This window comes from Neobacillus niacini (assembly GCF_030817595.1).
Taxonomy (GTDB): Bacteria; Bacillota; Bacilli; order Bacillales; family Cytobacillaceae; genus Neobacillus; species Neobacillus niacini_G.
On record NZ_JAUSZN010000001.1, the window covers coordinates 2,459,550 to 2,475,720 of the forward strand.

The following is a 16,171-nucleotide window of genomic DNA, read 5'->3' on the forward strand; positions in this document are numbered from 1 at the left end:
GAATATAATTATCTATTATAGTAAAGTTGATTACTATAACTTTATATTCCTCAAACGCGAAACCCATTTCATAATTATCGTACCTCAAGATTTGGAAACACGCAATATTTTATTTCATTTTTCTGAAAATATTTTACAAGAATCTCTTAGTACGAGTGATGTTGGAATAACCGTTTCTTTCTTTGCTTCTTTCTCATTAATTAAATCTACTAGTACCTTAATAGCGGTTTGACCCAATTGATCATAATTCTGACTTATAGTCGTAATACCTGGAGGGAAATGCTTTGCCAAATAAATGTCATCAAACCCAACAACTGAAACATCATCTGGAACCTTTAACCCAAATTTGGTAAGGACCTTTATTACGCCAATTGCTACTAAATCGTTCGCACAGATCACCGCAGTAGGCCTTTCTTTTAAAGAGAGGAATTTTGCAGCAACTTCTTCACCAGATTCAATACTAAACCCGGCATCCAAAACCCAACCTTTATTGACACCTAGTCCTTTATTTTCCATCACATTAACGAATGTATTCTTTTTTACATCCGTTGAACTGATCCCTTCTAATCCGCCAAGAAAGCCAATCTTTTTATGATTTAGGTTTACTAGTAGTTCAACAAGCATTTCAACCCCAGATTCTTCATCCGTTCTAACAATATGGGCATCTACCCCCGACATTTGACCATTAACAAAAACAACTGGAACTCTTTCCATTACTTTCTTCATTTCCTCAGCGTATTCCTGATCGGTGTCGGTGTCATTAATTCTACCGCCAAGATAAATAATCCCATCCACCTGTTTTTCTACTAAACTTTGCAAGTATTTAGATTCATTTTCTGAGTTGTTCATCGTATTACACAAAAATGTTGTATATCCTAATTCCAATGCAAAAGCTTCACTTTTTTGAACCAGTGTAGAAAAAAATGGGTGATTTATGTCCGGTAAGATAAATCCGATGGTTTTCGATTGCTTATGTAATAAGCTTCTTGCTAAACTATTTGGTCTAAAGTTATATTTTTCAATCACATCAACTATTTTCCGCATTGTCTGTGGACGGACTTTTGCATTTCCGGTTAAGACTCTTGAAACTGTAGCTGGAGATACATTAGCTTCTTTAGCAATGTCATATATTGTTATATTTTCCTTTTTCATACCCTTCCACCACCGCTAATGATTTCATTGCAATCAAGAAGATTCAGTGAAACCGATTTCATTTAATTGTACTGCCATAATAATCTTTAGTCAACACATATTGTTTTAGTTGTATTTACCGAAAATTTGCCGAAAAAATCAGTTGGTTCGAATCCTCTTCGGAACGTAAAAAAGCCTCGATTTTGTACTGCACCCCAAAAGTTAGAGTGAAATCTAACTTTTGGGGTGTATTTTTATGGCCAAATATAGTGAAGAATTTAAGTTAAAGTTAGTCAAGGAATATCAAGATGGGAAATTAGGATATATTCTTTTAGCTAAAAAGTATGACATGAAAGACAGTACTCCGATTAGGAGATGGGTAAAGGTATACGAGAAATTTGGTGTGGAAGGTTTAAAGAGGAAGAAACATAGAGAAACATATTCTGTTCAATTCAAGCTAGATGTATTAAGCTTTATGAAGAGAACAGGTTCTTCAGAAACTGATACAGCCCTTGTATTTGGCATAACTAACGCTCCTATGATTGCAGCTTGGAAAAGGGCTCTTCTGGAGGGTGGTACTGAAGCCCTGGATAGACCGAAAGGACGGCCATCCATGTCTGATAAAACTAAAAAAAACAAAAAGAATAAACACATTGAAGATAAGGAATTAACGTACGAACAAAAGTTAGAAAGAGAAAACGAACTTCTTCGTTTAGAGGTAGAATATTTAAAAAAGTTGCGAGCTTTTCAGATGGATCCGAAGGGCTATCTCGAAAAGCACAAGCAGCATTATCATTCGAACTTAAAGAAACCTTCAAACCAAAAGATGTTTTACAAATAGTCGGCATTCCTGAATCCACCTACCATTATCATATAAAAATGATGAATAAGGAGAATCCAGACCAGGAGTTGGAGGAACTTATTCAATCCATTTTCGAAGAACATAACGGAAATTATGGTTATCGTCGTATTCAATTAGAATTAGAAAACCGTGGGTATGAAGTGAATCATAAGAAGGTGCAACGCATCATGAACGAGCTTGGGCTCAAGGGAGATAAATTCAAATTAAAATCACGCAAGTACAGTTCATACAAGGGTACAACTGGAACTGTTGCCAAGAACCTTATCAATCGCCGCTTTAAAACGAATGTGTGTCATCAAAAACTAACAACAGATATTACAGAATTTAAGTGTTCAGACGGTATTAAGCTATATTTAAATCCAATTATGGATATGTTCAATAGTGAAATTCTTTCTTTTGGTATAGGTATGCGTCCAACCTTAGATTTAGCTCTCACCCCCCTCGAGGAAGCACTAGAAATAGTAAAAGATTCAAAGTTTAGAACTACTGTACATTCTGATCAAGGATGGCATTATCAACATAATAAATGGGTGAAAACCCTTAAGAAAAACAAGGTGTTCCAGAGTATGTCTCGTAAAGGAAACTGTTTAGATAATTCGCCAATGGAGAACTTTTTCGGATTACTAAAACAAGAAATGTATTACGGGGAAGCACTATGCTCATATGAGGAATTAAAAAAGAGAATTGAAGAATATATCAGTTATTATAATAACAAGCGTATAAAGCAAAAATTGGCAGGTATGAGCCCGGTTCAATACCGGGTCCATACTAGCCAATTAGCTGCTTAATATAAAACTCTAACTTTTGGGGGTCACATCATTTTCAAGGCTTTTCATATGGGAACAAAATTGATATAAATTGGGAATATTTATGATTCTAGTATCAAAACATCATAAGGATTTAAAGTATGTTTATTTGTAACCATATTTCCTGTTAGTATATTTCTGAACTCTTTTTTAACAACAATCTCTTGCGGTCGTTCAGAATAATTTAATAAGAATGTGTACTCTATTCCATCTTTATGTCGAATAGCTAATTCGATCTCCTGTGGCAACTCAAATTGATCTTGATAGTTATTTAGTTCTAATTCCTTCAATAGTAAGGATGTATGCTCTAAATTAAATACTCCGCCAAAATAATAGCTGCTGCCTAATCCATCGTTTCGTTTTACTAAGGCTGGCTTACCTTCAAAATACGCACAGGTATACGTGCCTATAACCTCTACATCATCAGATTGTAGATGTAGAATTTCGTTAAAATCATTCGCTTCCAGAACATTTTCTCCTTTGAAGTTTATACAAGGTACCTCTTCAAATGGAGCAACTCTCGTGAAATCTTCTACGGTCACTCCTACTAAATCAGCCAGATACCCAGGGAATGCCTTCATATACGTTTGCCCGGTTTCATCCTTATAACCAGAACGACATCCAAAAATGATTTTTCCGCCTTCTTTAACGTATTCTTTAAATAATTCAGCTTGTTGTTTCGTTACAATGGCTGGATGAGGATAAACTAGTACTTTGTATTTCTTTAATTCATTTATAGTAGTTTCATTCCTTAAGTAAACAGCATCTGCGGGTACATGGTTATATTGAAAGGCTTTAATCCATGCATCTTTACTTTTTGATGCATACGGTCCATACCATTTATCAAATTCTCCGTCCCATTCATTATCATAGCTTGTTACAAGAGCTACCTCAGCTTTATAGGAGGAGCCGACAACTTTATCTTCAATTAACTGAATTTCTTTGCTTACCTTGCCAACCTCCTTAACGCGGCGGTTTGGGAGATTATGGTAGTCATTGATGCCATGCCAGTATATTTCTGTGCCTTTTGTAGCAGTTCTCCATCTAAAATACATCACCATATCTGCGCCATGAGCAATAGATTGGTAGGTCCATAGCCGAAGCTGGCCAGGCTTTGGTGAAGGCTGCTCCATCCTCGTTACCCAGCCGCCAGGACCAGATTGCTGTTCAAAAATTGCAAAGTTCTGGGAAATACTCCTGACAATACTTAAATTCCAGCTCCATTTCCGGTCGCGCAATGGTTTTTCAGTTTTATCTTCAATTACTCTTCCAAAGTTCGGGTAGGAATCATATGCAAAGAAATCGAGTAATTCATTGGTCAGTTTGTGATTATCTAAATGATTAAACATCCCGTTGGTTGTAACCCACTGATTCGGTGCATGTTCACGCAGAATATCTGCTTGTACCTTTGCAAAGGAAATAGCACTATCGGAAATAAATCGTTTTTCATCTAACATATGATGAGGGTTCGGTGAATTTGGAACAGTTTTACGAGTTAAGTAGACTTGATCCCAACTCGTATATGTTTGATTCCAAAACACAGTGCCCCATGCCTGATTTAAGTTATCTAACGTTTCATATTTTGCTTTTGCCCATTCCCTGAATGCTTTGTGATCGGCTTCGGAGTAAAAAACATCCATTTCACAATTTAATTCGTTATCAATCTGCCATCCTACGATAGCCGGATGGTCCTTATAATGCTTAACCATTTTAGTGACAATAATAGAAGATAACCTTTGATAGGTTTCAGAGTTGTAATTATAGTGGCGGCGTGCACCATGTTGATACGAAATACCATCTTGTGTAACGTTGAGTACTTCAGGATACTTATGTGTCAACCAGGCAGGAGGTGTTGCAGTTGGTGTCCCCATGACCACTTTTAATCCGTATTCGTGGGCCTTGGCTACAGCCCGATCAAATAATTCAAACGAAAATACGCCTTCTTCCGGTTCAAAGATCGTCCAGGCAAATTCACCCATCCGAACGTATGTAAAGCCTAACTCTTTCATTCGTCTGTAATCATCGTCCCATAGTTCCTCAGACCAATGCTCTGGATAGTAACAGACACCTAACTTTATCTTATCTTCTACTAATTTTTTCACCATATAAGAACATCTCCCTTAACAAAAATTCTGTCTGATTTTCGAGATTTTTTCCCGCTCCCCCTTTATTTTTTAATATTATACAGTTTAAACGGATAATGGTAGCGATTACAACTTAGAAAATCATATTAAAGAATACTTTCTTAAACAATATAAAGGGCTCCACCATTCTTGGAGAGCCCTTTTTACTAAAAAACTTATACAATTGGACAGGTTGGAATGTTATGCTTCTTAAATTACGAAGCTTCTTCAAACTGACTATTGTAAAGCTCAGCATAAAAACCATTTTTCGAAAGTAATTCTTCATGATTTCCACTTTCGATTATGTCTCCATCCTTCATAACCAGGATTAAATCTGCATTTTTAATCGTAGAAAGTCTGTGGGCAATGACGAATGATGTTTTGCCAACGGTCAATTTATCCATGGCTTGTTGAATCAATACTTCTGTTCGAGTATCCACCGAACTTGTCGCCTCATCTAAAATCAGTAATGGTTTATTATCAACCATTGCTCGCGCAATGGTAATAAGTTGTTTTTGACCAGCAGAAAGATTTGCTTTATCGTCGAGAATCGTATCATATCCCTTTGGCAGGGTTTTAATAAAGTGGTGCAGACCAACTGATTTACATGCCGCCACTACTTCTTCATCACTTACCCCATGCCTCGAATAGACAATATTTTCACGAATACTTCCTTCAAACAACCATGTGTCTTGTAGAACCATACTAAATAGATCATGAATATTTTCCCGCGTGAGTGTTTTAATGGGAACACCGTCTATTAATATTTCTCCACCATTTAATTCATAGAAACGCATTAGCAGGTTAACCAATGTTGTCTTACCAGCACCTGTTGGTCCGACAATCGCCACTTTTTCACCTGCCTTAGCAATTGCTGAAAAGTTGTTGATAACCATTTTATCTTGACTATAGCCAAAACATACATTTCTAAATTCGACATCACCGATTGCTGTTTCAAGCAATTCTCTCTTATCATTTTCATTAGCAAGCTCTTCTTCTGCGAGAAATTCAAAAACACGTTCACTAGCAGCTGCTGTAGATTGCAGGTTGGTAGCTGCTTGAGCAAGCTGTGTAAGAGGCTGCGTAAATAGACGGATATAGAGCATGAAGGCAACAATCACACCAAATGAAATCATATTATTCACGGCAAGAACTGCCCCAACAATACAAACAACCACAAATCCAAAATTTCCAACAAACATCATTAATGGCATCATAAGTCCTGACATGAATTGCGATTTCCAAGCGCTATTATATAGTCTTGTGTTAATCTCATGGAAGGTCTCCCTTGCTTCTTTTTCTCCGTTATAAACTTTCACAACATTGTGTCCTGAATAAATTTCTTCAATATGACCATTCAATTTTCCTAGCTCTTTTTGCTGCTGAGCAAAGTATCTTTGTGACTTCGAGATAATGAAGGTCATCAATCCAAACCCTACAATAGTAGATACTATTGCAGCAATCGCCATGATCCAATTGGTGTAGAACATCATGATTAGGGAGCCGAGGAACATGGTTATGGCTGAAACAAGTGTACTTAAGCTCTGGTTCATCGTTTGCCCAATCATATCTACATCATTCGTAACACGACTAAGAACATCCCCGGTACTTGTAGAGTCAAAGTATTTTAATGGTAAACGATTAATTTTGGTTGATAGATCGGATCGCAAATTTTTTGAAACACGCTGCGTGACCGTAGCCATGATAAATCCTTGAAAATAGTTAAACAAAAATCCTAATCCATAAAGAAATGCAAGAAGGGTTGCCACATTAACCACTGCGTCAAGATCAATGCTAGACATCATTCCTTCTGTAATTATATCCGTAATCTCACTAAGTAGATCTGGCCCAATAATATTGAAAACGGCACCTGCCATTGCAAGAATCAATGCTATGATAATAGCTGGTAAATATACCTTACAATAGGAGATGAGTTTCCTCATCGTATTCTTAAAATCTTTAGGTTTTTCTCCACGCCCCCCTTTTCCATGGGGAGATTTCATATGAGCGCCACTTTCCTGATTTTTCTTACCCAATTTCAAGCTCCTCCTTTGATAACTGAGAATAAGCAATTTCCTGATAAACACTGCAATTTTGCATTAACTCATCATGTGTACCAACGCCGACAACTTCACCATCATCCAACACTATAATCCTGTCTGCATCTTTAATGGTACCAATACGCTGTCCAACTATTAACGTGGTGGCATCTTTTGTTTCATTTTTAAGTTTTGTGCGCAGCACTCGATCAGTCTTATAATCAAGCGCTGAAAATGAATCATCGAATATATAGATTTCTGGCTGTCTATGAACTGCCCTTGCGATAGACAATCTTTGTTTTTGTCCCCCAGAAACATTGGTGCCTCCCTGAGAAATCGAGGCATTGTACTGGTTCTCCATCTTCTCGACAAATTCAGTTCCTTGTGCAATATCAATTGCCTTCTTAACATCCGTTTCCTTCGACCCACTGTCCCCATATGCTACATTTGTAGTAACTGTACCACTAAACAATATGGCTTTTTGAGATACATAACCGAGCTTTTTGCGTAGAGATTCCTGGGTATAATGTTTAACATTTACACCATCGACCAACACTTCCCCTTCTGTTGCATCAAAATAGCGGGGAATTAGGTTAAGTAATGTACTTTTCCCACTGCCTGTTGAGCCAATAAATGCTACGGTTTCACCTTTACTTGCCTTGAAACTAACATTGCGAAGGATATATTCGGCTGCGTCAGGATATTTAAAACTTACATTTCGGAATTCTATTTCTCCTGAAAGACCTTCTTTACCTTCTGCTACGTTTCCATTTATGATTTTTGCTTTGGTATCAAGTACTTCTTGAATTCGTTTTGCAGAAACAGAAGCACGAGGAAGCATGATAAATACGAATGAAAGCATCATAAATGCCATAATTACCTGCATGGCATAAGATGAGAAAACTACCATGTCTGAGAACAAGGATAATCGATCCGGCAGTGCAGCAGCGTTAATTAACACCGCTCCAATCCAATAGATTACGAGACTTATACCTGACATGATAATCCCCATCGTCGGCATGATTAAGGCCATTGCTCGGCTGGTGAAAAGATTTGTATTTGTAAGTGCACTATTGGCTTCGTCAAATTTCTTTTCCTGATAACCACCAGCGTTGTAGGCCTGCACAACCCGAATGCCTGTCAAGTTTTCCCTTGTTACACGATTCAAGTTATCTGTTAAACTCTGAAGAATTTTGAATTTTGGCAATGCGACAAAAATAAGAATACACAGCATCAAAATTAGGAATAAAACGGCAAAGCCAGTTGCAGCTGTCCATTGCCAACTCTTTCCCATCATTTTCATGACAGCCCAAACCGCTAGAATTGGAGCCTTTACGATTACTTGTAATCCCATTGAAATAAGTAGTTGAATCTGAGTAATATCGTTCGTTGAGCGGGTAATAAGGCTTGCTGTTGAGAAGCCATTGATCTCTTCAATTGAAAAAGACATCGTCTTCTCAAATACCATAGCCCTGAGGCGAACAGAAAAACCAGCTGCGACTTTGGCTGCAAAGAAGCCAACAATGATAGATGCAATCACACTACCAACCGCACATAAAAGCATATATCCTCCTTGGAGGAGAACATCGCTCATTTTACTTCCTTCTGTTTGTACCAGCATGGTGATTTCATGCATATAATCTGGTAGCTTTAAATCTAGGTACACCTGTGTCACGATGAATACCAAACTGCACAGTATTAACAGGTATTCTTTTTTCTGTAGATGTTTAAAAATATTTAACATGTTTTTTCCCCTTTCTGTATTTCCACCACAATAATCTAATAGTGTTAGATATTATCCCCAAAAAATGCAGCCCTTTTATCAGCCTGCATTATAAATCAGTCGTCTTCTGCTGCGATTTCTGTAATCCTATTTAAAATTCGAACAAATTCTTTCGCGTCTTTTTCACCTAGTCTTCGCAATGTTTTCTCAAGCATCGATATCGCTTCGTCATGTTCTTCCATCACAAAGCTTTTACCAGCTTCTGTTATTGAAACAATAACAATGCGTTTGTCATTCTCATCCCTGTTTCGTTCTATAAAACCTTTTTTGGATAAACTGTTAAGTGCAGAGGCCACACGAGGAGTGCTGAGAAATAGTTTTTCACTAAGTTCCCCCGAAGCAACCCGGTCCTTCCAAAAAGTAAGATACCCTAATATTCGTTTTTCTCCTTGCGACAGATCGTCAACTTTTTTCTGAAACTGCATTTTAGGTGATTTCATCATATTATTAACGAGTTCATTCGCCAATGCTTTATAATCCATTACTAACCCCTTCCAAAATATCTAATACTATTAGATAATATATTCTCCTAGAACAATTTTGTCAATAAGTTAATTTACTTTCTTCAAAATAAATTTAATATCAATTGATTGGGAGTATACCGATTTACCGAAAAGCTGCTAAAAATAAATTAAAGACATTAAAACAAACAAGATAAAAAAGGGAGAGTATAGGAAACAAAGTGGGTCCTTATTGCGCTATTGATTAAAGGAGCATTGGGTAAAAAAACTGGGCCACTATTAGACCCAGCTGACTTTGTATTAATTTTACGTAGCATAATCCATCTCTCTTCTATAGGTCTATTCTAACGGTTATTAGCCTCCATGCCGGGACGTTAACATAGACAGTGCCATCGGAATTTACAGCTAATTGTTGGACTTCCTTTTCAAGCAAATCCACTTCCCAAGCTTCTCTAATAGACTTATATGGGATCTCAATTTTTGCTGTTTGATTTTCTCCGGCAATTTCCTGGAGTCTCAGTATCCATCCTTTTGCCCATTTTGCTTTTTTAATAGTCGTTATGGCAACTTGTTCACAATCAATTTTTGCAAGATGGCTTTGAATTTTTTGCAAATAAGGGACTTTTGGTTCTCTAAAATCTTGAAAACTTATTCGGTGCCCATATAGTGGTTGACGAATTTCCCAGCCAAATCGATAGGCATCCTCTTTTTTAATTTCTGAGTTACTAGTAAAACTGTATCTGAAGGAAATTTTCCCTCCTTGTGAGGCCTTGTAATTGGTATTCCAATAGTTATTTAGGACATATGAGAATATCCTGCTGCCGGTTAAAGCTAAATCTTTCGGCCAATTTCCTTTTATCATATCCCCAATACAAAACAACGGAATATCCGGCGAGGCAATATATACATCCGCATCCTTTCCATCACAGAAAATTCCCGTTTGTAATGGAAGCCATTCTTTACACCCTCCTGGTAATTGATCTCTATCCCAATTTACCCAACCCAGCTGTGAATCCGATATGGATGAAGCCTGGTGCAAATTCATAGGAAATGCAACATATACTGCTTCTTTTTCAAGGCACACCTCTTTATCATAACGGAAGGAAAGATCAATCCGTTTTACATTATTAAGCAATTTCCATTCCACTTCCAAAGAGCCTCGAGGAACATTACCTGTCATTTTTACTGAGGTTCCATACGAGAATGTTTGAACTTCGTATTCTAGTAAGGTAAAATCCTGTAAAATATGTGTTTGTCCTTCTAAGAGGTCTTTTTGGTTTCCGACAAGACGAGTCCCTTCTCCGCCTTTCGCATATATCAATTGTCCGAAGCCATACTGATCATTTAAATCAATAAATTCCTTTTGAAGCTCCTTATCAAATAGACTGGCAAGAAATCCTTTACTCAGATTGATCACCACTTGATAAAATTCATTTTCTAAAGTATAGAGGTCCCCTATCCTTATGATTGGATTTACAAGTTCAACCTTCTCTGATTTCATTTCCCTTAATTCGATACGTCGATAGCTTAAACCAGGGATATTTTCCACCCAAAAAGAAACAATCGATTGTGAATTGGTTGTCTGAATGACAAGAGGTAAGATGACTTTTCCCGTTTCCATATCAACAAGCTCTTCGTTATGGCCGATCTCAGCAATCACTTCACCACTAACCATCCAGCTATGCGAATTATACACAACAAGTTCCCGGCCATCCGTTTGCCAATTCAGGCTATGTCTTACCGCTGCCGTATGCAAAAGCCTTTTGGCCCATTGGGACCCTTCCTTTGCAAAATGTTCTTTAACTTCCCATTGGTCCTTTTGCAGTAATGCTTGTGGGTCGGTCCCACTTAAAAATGCACCCCATGTATGTTCTGCAAATAAAAGATTTGCACGCCATGCATCATCATATTGCTTCTGAGGGTACTCCCATCCATGATTATGAATAACAGCAAGAGATTCAAGTTTCTCTGCAGCGGGCAGCATGGCTTGTGCTTTCCTTATTTGAACAGCAGGGGAAATGGTAGATCCTACTCCGTCTTCCCAGTAAGACCCGCCATCACCTTTAACCGTTATAAATGAATCGCTAAAATTAGATTCTATATATTCAAAAAAATCACTAACATCACAAGCAATCAATTTTGGATATTCATACGTTTCATTCCAGATTTTTGTAAAATCTATTGGCTGCGGGTCTATATCCGTGTTATCGGCTTCTTGCCCGTAAAGTAAAACGGCATCTGGTTTATAATCGTCGGTTTCATACTCATCCAGCCACATTTGCAGCCCTCGTTCAGCCGCACTTATTACAGGTGGACTTCCACACACTTTTCGAATTTCACAATACATCTTTGCCAGCCAAACCAACACTTTTCCTCCATTTACACCTTCCCAATAGAAGGGGGATACTTTATGAAGCCCGCCATTTAACCGAAATGGACCACGGTCTTGATTGTTGGCATGAACTAAATATTTTACTCCAGATGCTTCGTAAATGGCAGGAAGTGAGCCTGAGAGTGAAGGAACATCTACAACAGATGTATAAACCGCTCGTTGTCCTTCAGGTCTTAATAGTGACTCCGTGTATTCCCCGTTTCGAATTAAATCCTCTAATGAGGCAAACTGAGTTAAAAGATCCACATACGAGTGCGGTACTCCGACACGGCCTTTTTTTATAAACCTAAATAACTCATCGATTCTCTCTTTACTCCGCGTTGCCAAATACGTTTCTAGTACCCATGAAGCATCTAAGTGGTAGGCAAAGGCCGGGATATCTAACTTGTCTGCCTCTTCCTTTCTTAACCACTCCAATGCCGTATCAATATTTCTACATAGTCTTTCTGCCACTTCCCACTGCCGGTGTGTATAGCCAATATCAGTATGAGAATGCGGAGTGATATACACTTTCCATTTCCGCCTGCGTTTAATACTGCCGGATTGAAAAAAATCCTGCCCTTTAAGCTCATATCCAACATTGCCTTCCCCATCCATCAGCGGGAAGCTGGTATGAAAATGTCCAAGGTTCTGTTCTGGGACCCAAACCTTAATTATTTCCTTCCTGTCTTCAAGTTGAAGGGTTAACGTAAATTCCGTCTCTTGAATCGGTTTATTTAATTCGAGGGAGAAATGACAAATTTCAAAAAGTTGACCATTACTGTCTTTTTTATATAGAACAGACGGTGTGATGCCTACCCTTTTAATCGTGTCTTTTAACACTCCCTCTAATCTTGAGAATGTTATCGCTTGATAGATGAACCCTGCACCATTAGCCATTCGGTCAAGTCTCTTTATTTTTTCAACATTATCAACTAGGATATACTCTCCGCCATCACGGCTGATCAAGGTTATCCTGTTCTCACCTTTTAGGAGCAGGTGCTTTGGAATAACCATTTCCAAAACACCTTCTGAATAAATGGTTGTATGCAAACCGGAATGAAGGGTAATTTCTCCTGATTCTGATGGTTTCGGGTGCAGATATCCATTTCCTTTCACACCATTTACATTTACCTCTAAATAGGCGAGACGCGGGGCAATCACCAGATAGTTGATTTTTAAACAGTAACTGTTGTTCGGTTCCTCATCCAAATGAAATTGAATGGTATAAGGGGAAAGGCGATACCCACCATCCGGGTCTGCCTCACTTGGATGAAAAAGCGGCCATTTTTGATTCTTTTTATCTCCATTCACAATGAAAACATGATTTTCAAATAAACGTGGCTGTTTGTAGTTATCAAATAATTGTAATGACTGACCTGTTGGGGAACCAATGGACCACAAAAGATCCTCTTTCATTTAAACGCCCCTTTAACTATTTCTTAGAACCAGATTTTAAACGTTTTAATTTCATAAGGTGAAACCGAAAATGAGAGAGTTTTATCTTGATAGTCTGCTTCCTTGAGTTCTTCTTCAATCAAATTACATTCCACCGCTTTTTTAATAGGGCTTGCAAAAGAAACTGATGTATTATTCCTAAACTGCTTATATTCATAGAATCGGACCACAATTGCGTCATCGTCTTCCGCTTTTTTAACCGTCTCTAACAAAACGTTATCATTATCAATTTGTGCAAATTGATAGATAGATGGTAAGTTACCATTTGGATTCGCTTTTCGTTCGCTGGCTATAAACGGAAAATTTAGCTGATAGGCTTCTTTCACAATCTCTCCTTCACGCCAATCCCCGTTATGCGGAACTAAGCTATAAGTAAATTCATGAAGCCCTCGATCTGCTGTTTCATCTGGGGCAATTGATGATTTGATTAATGTTAACCTTATCACATTATCTTTAATGTCATGTCCATATTTACAATCATTTAATAAGCTCACCCCATAGTTTCCTTCAGAAAGATCGACCCACTTGTGGGCAGCAACTTCAAATCTTGCCTGATCCCAGCTTGTATTCCAATGGGTTGGACGTTCCATATTTCCAAATTGAATATCGTATGTTGCTTTTGTTGAACGAACATTAACCGGAAACGCCACTTTCACTAAGGTTTGTTTTTCCTGCCAATCAACCTTTGTTCGAAAATCGATTCTTGGTGAATGTTTATAAACGGTGATAAATTGTGTTATGGTTGAGTCATAAAACGCCCACGTTAATTTCAGACTGCCCCGAATTGGACCTACTTCCTGCACTTCAACTGATGTTAAGTGGTCGATTTCGCACATCTTTTCTTGGTAATACAGGTCGATATCCCATGCGTCAAAGTTCATTGGCTTATCTTCAAAGGTTAGCAGTACATTACCTCTTGCCCCTTCAGATATCACTTCTCTGCCATTGCGCTTATCAAATAACGAAGTGATTTGCCCTTGTGGATTAAAACGGATTTGATAAAAGTCGTTTTCAATATAATCGGTTTTAATAACCAGGTCGGAGGAATCTTTCGAACTTTGTGCAAGTTTAAATGCCTTATATCCCAGTGCAGGTACGTTCTTGACTTCAAGTAATACTTGTTTACCTTGATCTGTTTGAATTACTTGGGCTGGCAGCTGGTTACCTTCCTCATCTACTATGGTTGTTGTTTCAGAAATAAATGAAGAAACAGGTAACTCAATTAATCCATCACGGTTAAAAGAAAGAGAATTATAGACAACCAAGCTATCTTGGTCCAATTGAATTTCTTGATCTATCGTCCCTTTTACTTCAGTTAAAACACTTTCTCCAATTGCTTGTACAGTGGCATAGTCATTTCTGGCGTCTTCATTTACTTGACGTATCGATGATCCTGGCAGAATGTCATGGAATTGATTTAGGAGCAGCATTTCCCACCCCTCATTTAAGACAGCGTGAGGATAATTAGGCTTACTTAAATTCAAATTGGAAATGGCACTTAACCATTCAGCATTATGATAGGTAATTTCTGCTTTCCGATTTGCTTTCTTTAATGAAGCTTGCGATGTATACGTTCCACGGTGATATTCTAAATATAATTCCCCATCCCAAACTGGTAATGTTTGATCCTTCACCCGGTCTCTTAATCTTTCAAAATATGCTTCTGCTGTATCCATTTGGACCTTCGGAAGCCCCGGGAGATTTTTCATGGCAAGTGCTGCTTCAATCATTTCTTTGGTTGGACCACCTCCGCCATCGCCCCAGCCAAAGGCAAGCAATAGCTCGTCATTTACATCCTTCTGTTTATACGTCTCCCAAATTCCTTTCACACTCCTTGGTTCAACCATTCCATTGTACGTATATGCCCTGGCACCTTCCTCCGGTGTCGTAATAAAATGAGTAAGCATTTCGGTTCCGTCAATACCGCGCCAATTAAACGTATCATAAGGGAAGAGATTATATTGATTCCAGCTGATTTTGGTAGTCATAAACGTTTCAATTCCAGATTTTCTCATAATTTGCGGCAGTGCCCACGAATAACCAAATACATCTGGAAGCCATACAACCTTCGTATCGATTCCAAACTCCTCTTTCATAAATCGTTTACCAAATTGAATTTGTCGAACCAATGATTCTCCACTTGGAATATTCGTATCAGGTTCAATCCACATTCCACCCGTAATTTCCCATTCCCCAGAGGCAATTTTTTCTTTTACTTTTTCAAAGATTTCTGGATAATCTTCTTTTAAATACTTGTACAATTGTGGTGATGTATGGATATATCGATATTCTGGGTATTGGCGCATTAAATGTAAGACAGTGGAAAACGTCCGAGATGCTTTTTCTCGTGAATGAACTAACCGCCATAACCATGCCATATCAATATGAGAATGTCCAAGAGCGGTAACTAATGGTTTTAATTCCTCAAAATCCCCTAATTCATCGACATTCATTTTCAGGAACTCGTAGGCACTTTGAATAGATTGATAGAACTGGTCGGAACCTGGCTTGATAAAATCAACTTTTAGTATGGATTCATTTAAAAGTTTAAGCATCTTCGTTCTTCTAAAATCATTTTCTTCAAGTACCTTCACTGTATTAATAAGTGTGTGTGCAAGGTAAAAGAATTTTTCGGTTGTAACATCGACACGTGCAAGTCTAGCCACTTTGAATCTTCGGCGGTCAGGTGGATTTAATACACCACTCCACGCTTTTAAGGAAATATGAATTTCATCGTTTTGCAAAAATTCTTGCGGGAGCCATGCTTCTTCATGCCAAATGTCAATTCCTTGGATTGGTGTACCATTTACATACAATAATGTTTCGGCCGTTGATCCTCCACCATCTCGTGGTCCAACTAAGAAATGAAGCACTAATCTTTCCTTTTTCCATTCTTTTGGAATGGTAACAGTGGTTCGGAACCAGGCGGATTTATCATATCCACCCCAAAAATCACCTATTTTAAAGTTAGCCCAAGATTGGTCATCAAAATCTGGTTTAAACGCATGTTTGTCTTCGTCACCAAATTCCCATTCCTTATAACGAAAAGCAGGGATATCTTTTGTTTCTTTATAGATATAATTCTTTATTTCTCTTAAATAATTTTCGATTTTTTCAACAGTGAAATACACGATAAC

9 protein-coding genes are annotated in these 16,171 nt (G+C 38.0%); 2 read left to right on the forward strand and 7 right to left on the reverse strand.

Annotated elements, in window-relative coordinates; translation table 11 throughout:
• Positions 1 to 114: 114 nt before the first annotated feature.
• Positions 115 to 1,152, reverse strand: a complete 1,038-nt coding sequence (locus QFZ31_RS11805; RefSeq protein ID WP_306072855.1) for a LacI family DNA-binding transcriptional regulator — start codon at positions 1,150 to 1,152, stop codon at positions 115 to 117.
• A gap of 235 nt (positions 1,153 to 1,387) precedes the next feature.
• Here QFZ31_RS11805 and QFZ31_RS11810 point away from each other — a divergent pair, with 235 nt between their 5' ends.
• Together QFZ31_RS11810 and QFZ31_RS11815 are read left to right on the forward strand one after the other, a co-directional pair.
• Positions 1,388 to 1,972 (forward strand): helix-turn-helix domain-containing protein, encoded by a 585-nt coding sequence (locus tag QFZ31_RS11810; RefSeq protein WP_307303139.1) that lies wholly within the window; start codon positions 1,388 to 1,390, stop codon positions 1,970 to 1,972.
• Entirely contained in the window at positions 1,855 to 2,781 is a 927-nt protein-coding gene (locus tag QFZ31_RS11815; protein ID WP_307311548.1) for an IS3 family transposase, read from the forward strand. Before QFZ31_RS11810 ends, QFZ31_RS11815 begins: the two co-directional genes overlap by 118 nt.
• Positions 2,782 to 2,861: 80 nt before the next feature.
• Here the strand turns inward: QFZ31_RS11815 and QFZ31_RS11820 are convergent, their stop codons facing one another.
• The 6 genes from QFZ31_RS11820 to QFZ31_RS11845 form a co-directional block, all read right to left on the reverse strand.
• The gene (locus tag QFZ31_RS11820) at positions 2,862 to 4,904 is read right to left on the reverse strand and encodes a beta-galactosidase (RefSeq protein WP_307303140.1); all 2,043 of its coding nucleotides are present in this window, start codon (positions 4,902 to 4,904) and stop codon (positions 2,862 to 2,864) included.
• A gap of 233 nt (positions 4,905 to 5,137) precedes the next feature.
• A complete protein-coding gene (locus QFZ31_RS11825; protein WP_307311550.1) occupies positions 5,138 to 6,925 on the reverse strand; it encodes an ABC transporter ATP-binding protein in 1,788 nt (595 codons plus the stop codon).
• 25 nt (positions 6,926 to 6,950) lie between these two features.
• Complete coding sequence (locus QFZ31_RS11830) at positions 6,951 to 8,705, reverse strand: ABC transporter ATP-binding protein (protein ID WP_307303141.1); 1,755 nt, start codon at positions 8,703 to 8,705, stop codon at positions 6,951 to 6,953.
• A 95-nt stretch (positions 8,706 to 8,800) separates the two neighbouring features.
• The gene (locus QFZ31_RS11835; RefSeq protein WP_307303142.1) at positions 8,801 to 9,226 is read right to left on the reverse strand and encodes a MarR family winged helix-turn-helix transcriptional regulator; all 426 of its coding nucleotides are present in this window, start codon (positions 9,224 to 9,226) and stop codon (positions 8,801 to 8,803) included.
• A gap of 310 nt (positions 9,227 to 9,536) precedes the next feature.
• Complete coding sequence (locus QFZ31_RS11840) at positions 9,537 to 12,995, reverse strand: glycosyl hydrolase-related protein (protein ID WP_307303143.1); 3,459 nt, start codon at positions 12,993 to 12,995, stop codon at positions 9,537 to 9,539.
• 23 nt (positions 12,996 to 13,018) lie between these two features.
• Positions 13,019 to 16,165, reverse strand: a complete 3,147-nt coding sequence (locus tag QFZ31_RS11845) for an alpha-mannosidase (RefSeq protein WP_307303144.1) — start codon at positions 16,163 to 16,165, stop codon at positions 13,019 to 13,021.
• Between the last annotated feature and the right edge of the window lie 6 nt (positions 16,166 to 16,171).